At 74.2% G+C, this 13994-nt stretch carries 13 protein-coding genes; 8 read left to right on the forward strand and 5 right to left on the reverse strand.

What is annotated here, in order from left to right:
* Positions 1 to 2: 2 nt before the first annotated feature.
* Positions 3 to 1400: a hypothetical protein gene (locus tag AB6L24_RS26640; RefSeq protein WP_405659224.1), complete on the reverse strand. Its 1398-nt coding sequence runs from the start codon at positions 1398 to 1400 to the stop codon at positions 3 to 5.
* Positions 1400 to 2905 carry a hypothetical protein gene (locus AB6L24_RS26645; protein ID WP_405659225.1) on the reverse strand — a complete coding sequence of 502 codons (1506 nt, stop codon included), beginning with the start codon at positions 2903 to 2905 and terminating at the stop codon, positions 1400 to 1402. Before AB6L24_RS26645 ends, AB6L24_RS26640 begins: the two co-directional genes overlap by 1 nt.
* Positions 2906 to 3059: 154 nt before the next feature.
* On the opposite strand from AB6L24_RS26645, the gene AB6L24_RS26650 reads away from it, so the two are divergent.
* From AB6L24_RS26650 to AB6L24_RS26670, 5 genes are all read left to right on the forward strand, one after another.
* The gene (locus tag AB6L24_RS26650; RefSeq protein WP_405659227.1) at positions 3060 to 3485 is read left to right on the forward strand and encodes a hypothetical protein; all 426 of its coding nucleotides are present in this window, start codon (positions 3060 to 3062) and stop codon (positions 3483 to 3485) included.
* A gap of 140 nt (positions 3486 to 3625) precedes the next feature.
* Positions 3626 to 4003, forward strand: coding sequence for a hypothetical protein (locus tag AB6L24_RS26655; protein WP_405659230.1), 378 nt, complete (start codon positions 3626 to 3628; stop codon positions 4001 to 4003).
* A 190-nt stretch (positions 4004 to 4193) separates the two neighbouring features.
* The gene (locus AB6L24_RS26660; RefSeq protein WP_405659232.1) at positions 4194 to 4976 is read left to right on the forward strand and encodes a helix-turn-helix domain-containing protein; all 783 of its coding nucleotides are present in this window, start codon (positions 4194 to 4196) and stop codon (positions 4974 to 4976) included.
* A 123-nt stretch (positions 4977 to 5099) separates the two neighbouring features.
* Positions 5100 to 6701, forward strand: coding sequence for an AMP-binding protein (locus AB6L24_RS26665; protein ID WP_405659235.1), 1602 nt, complete (start codon positions 5100 to 5102; stop codon positions 6699 to 6701).
* 188 nt (positions 6702 to 6889) lie between these two features.
* Positions 6890 to 8110, forward strand: a complete 1221-nt coding sequence (locus tag AB6L24_RS26670; RefSeq protein ID WP_405659238.1) for a glycosyltransferase — start codon at positions 6890 to 6892, stop codon at positions 8108 to 8110.
* 48 nt (positions 8111 to 8158) lie between these two features.
* Here the strand turns inward: AB6L24_RS26670 and AB6L24_RS26675 are convergent, their stop codons facing one another.
* Positions 8159 to 8839 (reverse strand): TetR/AcrR family transcriptional regulator, encoded by a 681-nt coding sequence (locus AB6L24_RS26675; protein WP_405659241.1) that lies wholly within the window; start codon positions 8837 to 8839, stop codon positions 8159 to 8161.
* Between the two features lie 107 nt (positions 8840 to 8946).
* On the opposite strand from AB6L24_RS26675, the gene AB6L24_RS26680 reads away from it, so the two are divergent.
* From AB6L24_RS26680 to AB6L24_RS26690, 3 genes are all read left to right on the forward strand, one after another.
* Entirely contained in the window at positions 8947 to 9726 is a 780-nt protein-coding gene (locus tag AB6L24_RS26680) for a hypothetical protein (protein ID WP_405659243.1), read from the forward strand.
* Between the two features lie 66 nt (positions 9727 to 9792).
* On the forward strand, positions 9793 to 10443 hold the full coding sequence (locus AB6L24_RS26685) for a class I SAM-dependent DNA methyltransferase (protein WP_405659246.1): 651 nt from the start codon (positions 9793 to 9795) through the stop codon (positions 10441 to 10443).
* 120 nt (positions 10444 to 10563) lie between these two features.
* Complete coding sequence (locus AB6L24_RS26690) at positions 10564 to 11553, forward strand: alpha/beta fold hydrolase (protein WP_405659248.1); 990 nt, start codon at positions 10564 to 10566, stop codon at positions 11551 to 11553.
* 12 nt (positions 11554 to 11565) lie between these two features.
* Here the strand turns inward: AB6L24_RS26690 and AB6L24_RS26695 are convergent, their stop codons facing one another.
* Both AB6L24_RS26695 and AB6L24_RS26700 read right to left on the reverse strand, forming a co-directional pair.
* Positions 11566 to 12765, reverse strand: coding sequence for an RICIN domain-containing protein (locus tag AB6L24_RS26695; RefSeq protein WP_405659250.1), 1200 nt, complete (start codon positions 12763 to 12765; stop codon positions 11566 to 11568).
* Between the two features lie 142 nt (positions 12766 to 12907).
* Positions 12908 to 13894, reverse strand: a complete 987-nt coding sequence (locus AB6L24_RS26700) for a hypothetical protein (protein ID WP_405659253.1) — start codon at positions 13892 to 13894, stop codon at positions 12908 to 12910.
* Positions 13895 to 13994: the final 100 nt, after the last annotated feature.

Below are 13994 nucleotides of genomic sequence, written 5' to 3' on the forward strand. Positions count from 1 at the left end.
CGCTAGTAGTCCTCCTGTACGGCGGACGCCGCGATCTCCGCGAGGAACGGCTCCGTGTCCGTGCCCTCGCCGTCGCGCGGCCCCGCCGCGACGGTGAGCCGACGCCTGGCCAGGGCGCGGACCGCCGTGCGGGCGGCGCTGTCGTCGGTGCCGGGGCCCGGGTCGAACCCGGGCAGCAGTACGCCGACCTCGATGCGCGGCGACGTCGCGGCGGCCGGGACGTCGAGGTCCGCCCGGCCGGTCCACAGGTCGTCGCTGCGGGCCAGCGGGACGCGGTTCGGCGGGCCGCCGTCCACCTCGACCTCCGCCGCGAGGAGTACGCCGCCGGTGGGTGCGGCGGCGTCGGCGACCACCTCGACCTCGATCCGACGTCCGGCGCCGAGGGCGTACGCCGTCCAGGACACGGCGGTCTCGGACGCGTCGACGCAGCCGGGTGGGTAGCGGTGCCAGTCGTTGGTCCCCGCGCCGCGGGCGAGGACGCGGCCGCCCGGGGGGAGGGGGGCTCCGGCGGTGAGGGCGTAGGCGTGGGGGCGGGGGAGGAAGAGGGTGGTCAGGTCGAGGGGGGTGGTGGGGGCGTCGCCGGGGGTGGGGGCGGTGTCGGCGGTGGGGTCGGGGCCGGATTCCAGGGATGTACGGAGTCGGTGCCAACCCTCGCCGTCCACCCCGGTGTTGTCCGCCGCGTCGTCGAGCAGCCGCAGGACGCTGTCGAGTCGGCTCCCTGCGGGCGTCGTCCGGCGCTCGGCGTGCCACCACGCGATCAGCGGGTCGAGCGCCGCTCGATGTTCTTGGAGGAGTACGGCCGCGTCACCGTCCGGCTGGTCCGCCGCGTCGTCGAAGAGCTGCTGGCACGCGTGGGTGAGGGCGGCCAACTCCAGGCCGAGTACGTCGGGTTCGAGGGCCGGTATCGCGTCGAGGTGGGACGTGGGCCACCAGCGGGCCGCCCAGTGGCCGAGGGCGAGGCGGGCGGCGCGGTGCGCGAGGGGGGTGGGGTGCTCCGGCCGGGGTACGTGGACGGGCGGGGCCACCTCGCCGGGCGGGGGCACGTCACCGGCCGCGGGCACCTCACCGGGAAGCCCCGCCCCGCCGGAATGGCTCACCCCACCGGCAAGGCCCGCCCCGCCGGAAAGGCCCACCCCACCACCCCAAGGCGCCCCCGCCAGCCCCCGCACGGCCGCGGCAACCCCCTCCCCGTACACCGCCCAGAGCCACCCCTGCGCCCGCCCCACATCATGGATCTCCGCCGCGGGCAGGCCCGGGGCGCCGAGGACGGACCAGGTCAGGACGGCACCGGCGACGTCGAGGACGGCCAGCGCGCAGGCGGGCCCGGTGGCCGGGGCGCCGATCAGTACGGTGCCGTCATCGGCCCGGGTGAGGGGGAGGCCGGCCTGCGGCTCCGGCATCAGGCGCTCCTCGGCTCGGCGGCACGCGCGGTGGTGGTGGACCGGGGGTCGGCGGAGGTGGCGCCGGACCCCCCAGCCCCGACCCCGGCCCCCAACCCCCGCAACGCCGCCCGCACCCGCGCCCGATGGTCCATCATCACCGACCGCACGACCCCGTCGAGCACCGCCCACGCCGCCGCCGCGTCCGGCAGTCCCGCGGCGCGGACGTCCCGCCCGTGCAGCCGCACCCACAGCCGCCGCATGTACGCCGACCACGGGGTGCGCAGGTCGTGGGCGAGGGCTTCCAGCGTGCCGCCGTCCGGGTCGGGGCGGGGGGAGACGGTCATCCGGCGGGCCCGCAGGACCGAGGCCTCGCGCTGCCAGCGGCTGTTGACGACGCGGTGGGCCGCCGTCTCCCCGGCGCCCGGCCCTCCGCCGCCCAACGGGTCGAGCCCCACCGCGAGCCGTCCCCCGAGCACGACGGCCACCCGCAGGCTCTCGTCGTACAGGCCGAGCGGAGCGCAGCTGCGGCCGACCTCCCGCCGTACGAGTTCCGGGACCGGCGGCAGTTCCTCGCGGTGCGTGGACGTCTGGAGGACGGTGAAGAGCCGTTCGAAGAGCGTGCGGTCGAGCGGTGCGGGGAGCGTCGCGGTCGACGCGCTCCGGCCGACCTCGGGACGCGGCGGTGTCCGGTGCGCGGTCAGTGCCAGGTGCGTCGGTACGTCGTCACGTCCCCAGACGCCGCTCGCGCACGTCCGCAGCGCCCGCCCGAGCAGGCTGCCGTGCCCGCCCTCGACCATGTCCGCGAACGCCGACGAGCCCTCCGCCGGAAGCGGCCCCGCGTCCGGGCGCCCACCCGCACCGCACGCCTCAAGGACCTCCCCGGCCGAGCCGACCACCGCTGCCAGGCCCGTACCCGTACCTGCACCTGCACCGGAGTCCGCGTCGCCCGCCCCCCACGCCGCAGCCAACTCCCCGTCCAGCCGCGCCCACCGGCTTTCGTCCCCCAGATGCTCCTTCAACGCCGCCACGGTCCGCCCGCCGGCCGCCTCCGCGATCTCCTCGACCACACCCCTGGCCACGGCACCCGCGGCGGCCGAGGGCGTCCCGTGCTCGGTCGCCAGCTCGAAGCAGCGCTGGAAGTACAGGTCTTGGGGGTTGCCCGCCACGATTCCGAGGGCCCGGCGGGTCTTCTTGAGCAGCGTGTACCACTGGGCGGTCGCCGCGAGGAGCGCGCCGGACTCCCGGATGAGCGCGGTGAGGCGGTCGGCCTCGCGCGGGCTGAGGAAGTCGGCCGCCAGCTCCGGGTGCAGCGCGGGCCTGACGATCAGCGGCAGCACGATCAGCTTGACCGTCCGGGTCAGGGGCGCGCCCCCGGGCCCGCTCAGCGACGCGAGCCCCGAGGCCGAGCCGTGCCCCGCCCCCGCCCTCGTCCCGGGGCTCGCCCCGATCCCACGCCAAGCCTCGTCGATGACCATGGCACGCGGACGGTGCCCGTCGCTCGGCAGCGTGCTCGCGGACGGCATGGCCCGAGATTACGTCGTCGGGGAACAGGCGGTCGAACCTGGGATCGGTAGGCGAGGGCCGCCTCCTAGCGTTCCCCTCGACGACGCCGGGCAGCACCACCGGTCACAAGCACCAGCGCCCGCACCAGAGCCCACCAGAGGGGGAAGGCACACCATGGGACTCTTCGGAAAGCGCAGGACCCGCGAGGAGCGGGCCGCCGAGATCGCCGGGAAGGTGGCCAGCGGCAAGGGCTTCTACGGGCGTACGACGAAGGCGTTCCTCGGCGGCGAGGACTTCGCCAAGGTCCAGCAGTCGATCGGCGCGCACAACTCGGCCGTCACCGTGCGGCAGTTGCTGGCGGCGGGGGCTCCGACCGTGCCCGCGGTCGTCGTGTCGATCAGCGACACCGGCAAGCTGGTCAACTTCGACCCGGTCGTCGACCTGGTCCTCCAGCCGTCCGGAGCCGGCACCGACCGGATCGCCCTCCAGACCCTCGTGTCCAAGCTGAGGATCCCGCGCACCGGGGACCAGGTCCTGCTGATCGCCGACCCGGCCCACCCCGGCGGCTACCTCTACGCCGGGGACGGCGAGACGGCGTGAGGCGGGCGGCCTGGTCCTGCCGGTCCGGTCAGCGGAACAACGCTTGCCCGGGCTCCGCGCCCGCGGGCAGCCTCGAACGCGTAGGAAGTCCGCGTGATTCGGCGCTCGCCGGGGACGGCGGGTGGCGAGGGGGGAGCGACATGGCAGACCAGCAGACGCCGCACGGACCCGAGCAGGTCGTCGAGGCCAAGCTCGAGGAATCGGAGATCCGGGTCGTCGGGCAGACGGGCAAGGTGAGCCCGCAGGAGCTGTCCGGCAACGGCTACACCTACCGGCACGACTGGGGCACGTGGAACGGGTTCGTGCGCTTCAACCTCACGAGTTCCAGCTTCACCGCCAACACGCGCGTGTTCGTGGCCGTGAGTCAACCGACGGGCGGCGGCGGCAAGTTCGTCGGCGACGCGCGCTACCTGGTGTACAACGTGGCGCCCGACAACGGCGTCATCTCGGTGCGCGTCCACATCGACTGGGGCAGCCCGCTCGGCGTGCCCATCGACTACTTCATCGTCAACCCGTAGTCGAGCCGGTCAATACCTGGACAGGCACCACGACAGGCACCTGGACAGGCACGTGAACAGCCACCTGAACAGCCACCTGAACAGAAGGCCTCCGCTTCGTCGCGGGGGCCTTCGCATTCGGCTTGTCTGGGACTCCAAGTCCCTTGCCCTGCACACCTAATGTGGTTCGCCACGGAGCACCGGGGGGACCATGGAGCAGGGGCGTGGCACGTGTGCGGGCGGGACGGGCGGGGAGGCCGGAGCCCCGGGCGGGCGGGGTGTGCTCGCGGGGGCCTTCGTGCTCCTGGAGGAGATGGCGCGCGTCGGCGAGGCGGGACCGAGCGCGCTGGCCGCCGGGACCGGGCTGCCGAAGACCACCGTGCACCGACTCCTCGGGCAGCTCGTCGAGCTCGGTGCCGTGGAGCAGCACCAGGGCCGCTATCGCGTCGGCGTGACCCTCGCCCGGCTCGGGCGGTCGTGGACCGCGCACCGGTTCCTCGCGCGGAGCGCCGCCGGGCCGCTGCGGCACCTCGCCCTGGAGACCCGGGCCACGGTGTGCGTGGCCATCCCGTCCGGCGGGCGCATGACGGTCGTGACCGGGATCGCCGCCGCGGCCCGGGAGTTCTTCCCGCACCTGCCGGGACAGACCCTCCCGCCCGACAGCGCGGCCGACGTCGTCTTCGCGGCGCTGGGCGCGCCCCCGTCCGCCCGCACGCCCCCGCCTCCGCCCCCGCCCGACCACACCGCGAACCAGTGGGCCCGGCGGCTGCGCACCGCCCGTGAGCAGGGCCTCGACCTCCACCAGTACGAGTGGGGCGGCGAACGGCTCTGTCTCGCGGTGCCCGTGCACGCCGCCTCCGGCGAGATCGTCGCCGCCGTGGGCGTGGCCGTGCCCGACCCGCGCCGCCTCGCGCACACCACGGAGGTCGCGCGGCGCAGCGCCCGCATGCTCAGCACCAGCATCCAGCGGCTCCCGCCCGGAGGACCCGCCTGAGCCGGACGCCCCACCCGAGCCGGACGCGCCCCACCCGAGCCGACCGGCGAGCCCGGCCCCGCCCAGCTCAGACCACCTCTACGCCCTGATGCCAAGCCCACCCCCCGATGCCTACGATGCGCCATGGACGCAGCACGACAGCGCGAGGAGGAGGCGGACATGGGCGCAGGAGCGGGCACGGAGACCGGGTTCGGCGCGGTCGCCGCCGCGCACCCCGACCGGACCGCCCTCGTCGAGCCCGACGGCAGCACGCTCTCGTACGGGGAGCTCGCCGCCCGGGTGCACCGGCTCGCGCACGCCCTCGCCGGGCTCGGGCTCGGGCCGGGGGACTGTGTCGCCGCGATGCTGCCCAACAACCGCGCCTTCTTCGAACTGCGGCTCGCCACCGGCCGCTCGGGCCTCTACTTCACGCCGTTCAGCCACCACTTCACCACCGCCGAGGTGACGCACGTCGTCGCCGACAGCGGGGCGCGGGTGGTGGTCGTGGACGCCTCGCTGCTCGACGTGGCGGGGCCCGCCCTGGACGCGGCGGGGATCCCGGCGGAGCGGCGGCTCGTGTGGGGGACGGGGCAGCCGCCCCCGGGCTGGACCGACTACGAAGCCCTCCTCGCGACCGCCCCCACCACCCCGCTCCCGGAACCCCGCGCCGGCGCCGTCATGCTCTACACCTCCGGTACCACCGGCCGCCCCAAGGCCGTCCGCCGCGCGCTGTCCGATGCGCCGCCGGGGCCGAGCCCGTACGAGCTGGACTTCATGGCGCGCGTCGGCGTGCGCGCGGGGGCGTACACGCAGTTGTGCGCCGCCCCGCTGTACCACGCGGCGCCCGGCCTGTTCGCGAACATGGCGATGCAGCTCGGGCACACGGCCGTGATCGCCGAACGGCCGGGTACGGAGGACTGGTTGGAGCTGGTCGACCGGCATCGGGTCGACGCGCTGTTCGCCGTGCCGACGGTCCTGCACCGGCTCCTGCGGCTGCCCGCCGAGGCGCGCGGGCGGTACGACGTGTCGAGCCTGAGCGCCGTCGTGCACGGCGCCGCGCCCTGCCCGCCCGAGGTGAAGCGGCGCGCCATCGACTGGCTCGGTCCTGTCCTGTACGAGTTCTACGCCGCCACCGAGGGCGGGGTCTGTGCCGCGGACAGCGCGGACTGGCTGGCCAGGCCCGGCACCGTGGGGCGGCCCCTCGCGGGCACCGAGGTGCGGATCCTGGACGGTGACGGGCGGCCGGTCGCGGCCGGGGAGACCGGCGGGGTGTACTTCAGGCCCGCCGTTCCGTTCGCGTACCACAAGGACGCCGAGAAGACCGAACGGTCCATGCGGGACGGGTACTTCACGGCGGGGGACGAGGGGTACGTCGACGAGGACGGCTGGCTGTACCTGCGGGACCGGCGCACCGACCTGATCATCTCGGGGGGTGTGAACGTGTACCCGGCGGAGGTCGAGGCCGTCCTCATCGCGCACCCGGACGTCGCGGACGTGGCCGTGGTCGGGGTGCCCGACGCGGAGTGGGGGCAGCGGGTCGCCGCCGTCGTGCAGCCCGAGCCGGGGACGGTGGGCGACGACGCGTTCGCCGACCGCCTCGCCGCGCACTGCCGGGGCGCGCTCGCCGGGTTCAAGGTGCCGCGCGTGATCGAGTTCCGGGAGCGGGTGCCGAGGTCGGAGGCGGGGAAGGTGCTGCGGCGGGAGATTAGCCTCGACGGGGCGGCGGGGCCTGCGCCCGGCGTCTGAGCCCTGTCTGCTCCCCGTACCCGCGCCCGTACACACACCCGGGCACAGAAAAAGGCGGGCACCCTCTCCCCGCCACTCTCAACGTATAGCGCACCGGGGGGCTTGCGGCAAGGCCCCCGTGGTGCCGCAGAATCGCCCGCCGAGGCCGGGAACCGCGGCCTCGGCGGGCGGACTTGAGGAGTGGCGAAATGCGTGTGGTCCTTTCGACGTACGGGTCGCGTGGGGACGTCGAGCCGCTGGTGGGGCTCGCGGTGCGGCTGCGGGAACAGGGCGCGGAGGTACGGGTGTGCGCGCCGCCGGACGAGGAGTTCGCCGCGCGCCTCGCCGGTGTCGGGGTGGAGATGGTGCCGGTCGGCCTTTCGGCTCGGGAGCTGACGACGACGGCGCGGCAGCCGAAGTCCCTGCCGGAGCGCGCGGCCGAGCTGATCGCGAGCCAGCTCGACGCGGTCACGGCGGCGGCCGAGGGGTGCGACGCCCTGGTGGCGACCGGCATGATGCCCGCCGTCGCGGGTGCGCGGTCGGTGGCGGAGAAGCTGGGAGTGCCGTCGGTGTCGGTGACGTTCCAGCAGCTCACGCTGCCGTCGCCGCATCACGCGCCGCTGGCGTACCCGGGCCGCCCGTTCCCGCCGGAGGTGACCGACAACAGCGTGCTGTGGGACCTGGACGCCCGCAGCATCGACGTCCTGTTCGGGGACGCGGTCAACAGCAACCGGGCGTCGATCGGCCTGCCGCCTGTGGCCGGCGTCCGCGACTACGTCATCGGCGACCGGCCGTGGCTGGCGACGGACCCGGTCCTCGACCCCTGGCGTCCCGCCGAGGGCGCGGGCTTCGGCTTCGACGTCGTGCAGACCGGCGCGTGGGTCCTGCCGGACGAACGCCCGCTCCCGGAGGGCCTGGTGGAGTTCCTCGACGCGGGCGCGCCCCCGGTGTACGTGGGTTTCGGCAGCATGCCGATGCACGGCTCGGACGACGTCGCCCGGGTTGCCATCGAGGCGGTACGCGCTCAGGGCCGCCGGGTCCTGATCCGGCGCGGCTGGGCCGACCTGGCCCTGATCGACGACCAGGACGACTGTTTCGCCGTCGACGAGGTCAATCACCAGGCGCTGTTCCGCCGGGTGGCGGCCGTCGTCCACCACGGCGGGGCGGGTACCACGACGACGGCGTCCCGGGCGGGTGCGCCGCAGGTGGTCGTGCCCCAGGCGACGGACCAGCCGTACTGGGCGGGCCGGGTCGCCGGGTTGGGCATCGGCGTGGCGCACGACGGGCCGACACCGACGTTCGCGTCCCTGTCGGCGGCGCTGTCGGCGGCGCTCGCCCCGGAAACCCGGGACCGGGCGGCGGCCGTGGCGGCGGCGATCATCGACGACGGGGCGGCGGTGGCGGCGAAGCTGGTCCTCGGCCTCAAGTAGGCCGAGCAGGCCGAGCAGGCCGAGCCGCCCAAGGGGCCCGCGCTGACCTCAGAGCCCCAACCCCCGCACCAGATCCCGCAGTTCGTCCCCGTACAGCACCGCCGGATCGTCGATCTGCGGCCGCAGGAGACCGTCGATCTCCAGCGTCACGAGCCCGTGCATCCGCCCCCACACCCGCAGCGACAGGGCGAGCACGGCCGGGGTGAGGCCGGGGAAGGCGGCGCGGGCGACGGCGGTGAACGCCGGGTCGAAGTCGCCCCAGGCGTAGGCACTGCCACCCCCGGCGGGCCGAGCCGTCGTCGCGACCTCCACGATCCCCAGGCACAGCTCGTACTCCGCCTCGGCGCTCTCGGCCGTGTCCGCGCGCGGCGCCCTGGCCCGCCCGCTGAACAGGAGCCGGAACTCCTGGGGATGGGCGAGCGCCCAGGCGCGGTAGGCGAGGCCGTGGGCCAGGGCGCGGGCGGCGGGGTCCGTCGCGGGGTGGGCCTCGCGGGCAGTGCGGAGGTGGGCGGCGAGGTCGCGGTAGGCGTCGGTGGCGAGGGCGGCGAGGAGGGCCTCGCGGGTGTCGAAGTAGCTGTAGAAGGTGCCGGGCGCCATGCCCATGTCGCGGGCGATGCCCCGCAGGGCCACGGCCTCGGCACCCTCCTCCACCAGGTGTTTCAGGGCGGTCGCCTTGATCTCGGCGGTGGTCTGGGCGCGATGGCGTTCGCGGCGGCTCGCAGCAGGCATGGCTCCATGGTACGGCGAGCAAAGGTTGAACGGTGTTTGGAAATTGGCCGGTGTTCGAGCTATGGTCCTGGCACATCCAGCAACCCGCAGCAGCGAAGGGGTGTGGCATGACCACGCACACGTACGGACCCGGCCCGATCAAGGGCTACGACATCGGCCCGATCCCGATGGCGGCCGCGTTCACGTCGGACTTCCCGCTGGCGGCGGGCATCGGCGCGGCGGACGTGCAGGACATCGTGGACAAGCAGGAGGTGGAGCGGCGGGTCATGGACGTACGGCCCGGCATGTACGCGAAGTACATGCCGAGCCGGATCGACGAGGCGGCCGGGCGGCACTACACGGGCGGCCGGTACCTCTTCGAGACGTGGGCCGACGTCGTCGAGTACGAGCGGTTCACCAGCCAGGAGCTTGAGTTCGAGCCGGGCGTGAAGTTCTGGAGCCGCCCGTTCTTCCAGGACGTGGAGCGGTTCGTGTGGCGGGTCGCGGGGGCGCACAACTTCCTGCCCCTGGACGCGCACCACGTGAGCCGGTTCGAGCGGTTCCGGTACGAGGGCGACGGGGACGCGGCCCTGGAGCGGGCGTGGGGGACGGTCCGCGACGAGGCCGGGGCGCGCGGGCTCGCGGCCGTGTGGCTGCTGCACCAGCCGGAGCAGCGCCTCATCGGCCTGCACACGGTGGCCACCGGGCTCACCCCGGCCGACCTGGAGGCCGCGCCGTCCCTCGGCGCGCTGCTCCCGGAATCCCTCGCGCCCGAGCGGTACTTCGACCGGTCGAGCCGCATCCTCTCCCTCTGGCTGCCGAAGTCGCGGCTCGCGGGCGGCGCGCCGTCGGCGTACCCGTCGGCGCCGCTGCTCCCGCTGCCGTCGGTGGCGGCGCAGGAGGTCTGAGGCGGACCAGGGCCCCGGGGGCGGGACTTGGGGGGCGTTGTCAGTGGGTCCGAGTAGCGTCGCCGCATGGCAGAAGACGCGTACGTGACCAAGACCCGGACCTCCTACGACACCATCGCCGAGGCCGTCGAGAAGGAGTGGCGGGGCGAGCTGGACTCCTGGCCGCTCGCCCGGGCGATGTTCGCGGCGTACGCGGAGCTGGTGCGGGACGCGGGCGGGGGCACGGTCGCCGACATCGGGTGCGGGACCGGCGAGGTGAGCGCCGTCCTCAGCTCCCTGGGGCTGCGGATGCGGGGGATCGACCTGTCGCCGGGGATGCTGGCGCTGGCTCGCGCGAAGTATCCGCACCTGCCGTTCGATGAGGGCTCGATGACGGCCCTCGACCTGCCGGACGGGGAGCTGGGCGGGGTGGTCGCGTGGTACTCGACGATCCACATCCCGCCGGCCGACCTGCCGCAGGTCTTCGCCGAGTTCCACCGCGTCCTCGCCCCCGGCGGCCAGCTCCTGCTCGGCTTCCAGGTCGGCGACGACATCCGGCACTTCGACGAGGCGTTCGGGCACGAGGTGGACCTGGACTTCCAGCGCCGGCGGCCCGAGCAGGTCACGGAGCTGCTGCGGGAAGCCGGGTTCGCCGCGCACGGATATCTGCTCCGGGAGCCGTACGAGGGCGAGCGCACGCAGCACGCGCACCTCCTGGCGGCGAAGCCGCGCGAGTAGGCCGCCCTGCCGGGACCGCCCGGCCCGGGGCCGTTTTTGCCGGACCGGCAACAACCCTCGGCGTCCGCCCCCGCTCCCGTACAGACTCGTGACGAGCCACCCCGCACATCCGGAGGAGCCATGACCGTGACCGCGCTCGACGTGAAGCACAGCCTGCTGGAGCTGCCCGAGAGCACCGGCATCCGTATCCACGCCGTGGAGCAGGGCAGCGGCCCGCTGGTCCTGCTGGTGCACGGCTTCCCCGAGACCTGGTACTCGTGGCGGCGCCAGCTCCCGGCACTCGCGGCGGCCGGGTACCGGGCGGTGGCGATCGACGTGCGCGGGTACGGCCGCTCGTCGAAGCCGCGCGAGGCGGCGGCGTACGGGATGCTCGCGCACGTCGCCGACAACGTGGGCGTCGTCCGTGCCCTGGGCGAGGACAGCGCGGTGATCGTCGGCCACGACTGGGGCTCGCCCATCGCGGCGAACTCCGCGCTCCTGCGCCCGGACGTCTTCCGGGCCGCCGCCCTGATGAGCGTGCCGTACGCGCCCCGGGGCGGCCCCCGGCCCACCGACGCGTTCGCCGCGATCCCCGGGGACGAGGACTTCTACATCAGCCACTTCCAGGAGCCGGGCCGCGCCGAGGCCGAGATGGAGCCGGACGTGCGCGGCTGGATCCGGGGCTTCTACACGGCCCTGTCCGGCGACACCATGCCGCCGCCGGACACCCCGAGCCCGCACTTCGTGCCGAAGGGCGGCCGGATGCGCGACCGCCTCCCGCAGGGCGGCCCGCTGCCGGAGTGGCTGTCGGAGGAGGAACTGGACGTGTACGCGGCCGAGTTCGAGCGGGGCGGCATGAGCGGGCCGCTCGGCAGGTACCGCAACATGGACCGCGACTGGGCGGACCTGGCCGCGTGGGACGGGGCGGCCCTCACGCAGCCGTCCCTGTTCGTCGCGGGCGAGCTCGACCCGTCCCTTCAGTGGCTGTCGGCCGCCCTCGACGCGTATCCCGTGACGCTCCCCGGCCTCGCCGCGTCCCACATCCTCAAGGGCTGCGGGCACTGGGTGCAGCAGGAGCGGGCCGAGGAGGTCAACGGGATCCTGGTGAGCTGGCTGCGGTCCGTGGTGTGACCCGGCCGCGCGCTACAGCCACACCCCGGTGAGGAAGGGGTAGGCGTCCGTGAGCTTCGTCGGCCCCTGCACCAGCTTGCCCTCGGTGACGATCACGAACTGGTCGCCCTTGAGGAGGAAGTAGTGCATGGCGTCGTCGAAGGGGGCGGAGGTGGCGGTGTCGAGGTCGTACACGAACGCGTCGGGGGCGTGCGGCAGCCTGAACTCCTCGTTGAACTCCGGGTCGTCGAGCTTGGTGAGCACGGCACGGTCCTCAAGGAAGTACACGACGCGATCGCCCTTGGAGTCGGCAGCGGTGGCGGCCTTGATCTGCGCCCCCTGGAGGTTCGCGGGAAGCAGCCGCCCCCGGTCGTCCGCGGACCGCTCCGAGAACTCCCGGAGCTCATGGCCGAGCACGGCGGTGTGCGTGTAGGGGCTGCCCTTACGGGTGTTGATGACGTCCGCGGCGGCCGACGGGAACCCGTGCGGGAGCCGCTGGAACTGCTCGCTGGCCTTCCTCGGCCCGGACTCGATGCCGCGCCGGGGCGAGAAGCGGATGAACTCGTCGCCGCGGAAGCCGTCGAAGCGCAGATACGGCGCCCGCGGGTCCGGGACGGTCTTGGCCATCGTCTCGAAGACACCGCCGCCCGCGTCCAGGATGCCCTTGACCGCGGAGGCAAGGACGTTCCCGGGCGTCGCGAGGGTGCCGGGCGAGACGATCTGCGCGGTGAGCGCGTCGAACGCCTTCGACTCGCCGCGCGCGGGCGCCGGTTCCAGGCGCCACACCTGCGTGCCGCGGTCCTCGCCCGTCCTCGGCTCGCCCTGCTCGAGCTCGGCGCCCGCGTCCCCGCGCTCGCCGCGCACCGCGAGGTGCTTGCCGCTGTTCACGTTCACCCAGGCGTAGCGGTCGTCGCCGATCCGCTCCGGCCGCCACAACTGCGTGACCAGCAGGTCCTCCCGCGACTCCGGCGGGCACTGCTGCACCGCCGCGCCCGCGCGGCCCCGGTTCACCATGATGTCCATGCGCAGCGTGCTGTGGACGTTCTGCAGCGTCCACGCGCCTTCGCGCGCGCTGTGCGGCTTCAGGTGCCAGAACTGGCGGTGCCGCTCCACCCCTTCGGCGTGCAGGTCCTCCAGGACGACCTTCGCGCCCTGCTTGGCGCCACCTCCCGGCTGCACCCCCGCGTACAGTCCGCTCGCCTCGTTCTTGATGAGGTAGATGCCCTCGGACATTGCTGACTGGCCTGCTTGTGCTGCCACGGTCGACCTCCCGGAACGTCGGGTCGGGCACGCACCGGCGGTGCGCAGCGGTCAGCCTAGAAGCGGAAGCCGTGATCCCGATACGGCCCGGTTTCGGCCGTTATTCACCCCTCAATTACTCCGAGTCGGACGACGAGGGTGACGTGGGCGTCGACGAGCCGGGCTCGCCCCGTTCGGCGCGCGCCCGGGCCTGGGTCCTGAGGAGGTTGTAGTAGAACTCGTAGCCGTGGGTGTGGCGGCCCTCCACCTGGCGCTTGTAGTACGACTCGAAGTCACCGGGTTCGGCGGAGAACATGTCGGCGACTGAGCCCTTCAGGCGCGCGTCCTTCATGACCCGGCGGTGGATCACGACGTTCTTCCACTCGATGTACTCGACCTTTCGACCGTAGTACTTCTCCGGAGGCAGACCCTCCCGCTCCGCCAGCCTGTCGAACTCGCCGCTCTTCACCTGGTGGTCCAGGCGCGCCCGGCGGCGCTGCTTGGAGGCGTTGAGGAGCTCGAAGACGGCGGCGCCGAAGAGGCGTCCCGGGCCCGCCCTGCGTACGTCGGCCTGCAGGTGGTTCAGGACGACCGTCCGGCTGTCCGGCTTCCACACGCCCACGCCTCCACCGTCGGCCCTGCCGAACCGCACCGTGACGCTGCCGGCGGCGGCGAGTTCCTCCTGGAAGTGTGGGGACACGCGGGCGACGAAGTCGCGGACCTCCTTCATCAGCCCGCCGTCCCGCTCGGTCTGGAAGCTCACGCCTCCCACCGTGCCGCTGTACGGACCCTCGTTGTGGAACTCGCCGTACGCGAGCGCGTCGTCGTCGGACCGCCGGTCGGCGCCGCGCCCCCGCGGGGGCCGTTCGTGGTCCGAGCCGTACGCGAGGTCGGCGTCCGGCGAGGTGGATCGGGAGCTGCTGCTGCTCCCCCCGTCCCGCCCGGACGCCCGCTGCACCGCGACGGCCCGGCTCAGCGCCGCGTTCCCGGCCTTCGGGTGGAGTGCGAGGAAGCGTGCGTGCTGCGAGGACGTGGCCGTCTGCCGTGGGGAGCCCTGCCGGGCCGTGGCCGACGCTCGTGCCGCCTGTCCCGATCGCTCACCACGCTCGGCCCTGTCCCGCATGCGACGCTCCTCGTCTGCTTGATCATTCACGCTAACCGGCACGGGGCCCTGGCCGGGCGGTGCGGCGCCCTTCCTGCACCCGTGGGCCCTTGTCCCTGCC

Origin of the sequence: Streptomyces sp. RK9 (assembly GCF_045070545.1) — a bacterium.
In the GTDB taxonomy this organism is placed as follows: Bacteria; Actinomycetota; Actinomycetes; order Streptomycetales; family Streptomycetaceae; genus Streptomyces; species Streptomyces alboflavus.

What these genes read in the sequence shown, in the direction of transcription:
- AB6L24_RS26645 (WP_405659225.1), bottom strand. Translation starts at nt 2,905, where the DNA reads ATGCCGTCCGCGAGCACGCTGCCGAGCGACGGGCACCGTCCGCGTGCC.
- AB6L24_RS26670 (WP_405659238.1), top strand. Translation starts at nt 6,890, where the DNA reads ATGCGTGTGGTCCTTTCGACGTACGGGTCGCGTGGGGACGTCGAGCCG.
- AB6L24_RS26700 (WP_405659253.1), bottom strand. Translation starts at nt 13,894, where the DNA reads ATGCGGGACAGGGCCGAGCGTGGTGAGCGATCGGGACAGGCGGCACGA.
- AB6L24_RS26675 (WP_405659241.1), bottom strand. Translation starts at nt 8,839, where the DNA reads ATGCCTGCTGCGAGCCGCCGCGAACGCCATCGCGCCCAGACCACCGCC.
- AB6L24_RS26640 (WP_405659224.1), bottom strand. Translation starts at nt 1,400, where the DNA reads ATGCCGGAGCCGCAGGCCGGCCTCCCCCTCACCCGGGCCGATGACGGC.
- AB6L24_RS26680 (WP_405659243.1), top strand. Translation starts at nt 8,947, where the DNA reads ATGACCACGCACACGTACGGACCCGGCCCGATCAAGGGCTACGACATC.
- AB6L24_RS26655 (WP_405659230.1), top strand. Translation starts at nt 3,626, where the DNA reads ATGGCAGACCAGCAGACGCCGCACGGACCCGAGCAGGTCGTCGAGGCC.
- AB6L24_RS26665 (WP_405659235.1), top strand. Translation starts at nt 5,100, where the DNA reads ATGGACGCAGCACGACAGCGCGAGGAGGAGGCGGACATGGGCGCAGGA.
- AB6L24_RS26690 (WP_405659248.1), top strand. Translation starts at nt 10,564, where the DNA reads ATGACCGTGACCGCGCTCGACGTGAAGCACAGCCTGCTGGAGCTGCCC.
- AB6L24_RS26685 (WP_405659246.1), top strand. Translation starts at nt 9,793, where the DNA reads ATGGCAGAAGACGCGTACGTGACCAAGACCCGGACCTCCTACGACACC.
- AB6L24_RS26650 (WP_405659227.1), top strand. Translation starts at nt 3,060, where the DNA reads ATGGGACTCTTCGGAAAGCGCAGGACCCGCGAGGAGCGGGCCGCCGAG.
- AB6L24_RS26695 (WP_405659250.1), bottom strand. Translation starts at nt 12,765, where the DNA reads ATGTCCGAGGGCATCTACCTCATCAAGAACGAGGCGAGCGGACTGTAC.
- AB6L24_RS26660 (WP_405659232.1), top strand. Translation starts at nt 4,194, where the DNA reads ATGGAGCAGGGGCGTGGCACGTGTGCGGGCGGGACGGGCGGGGAGGCC.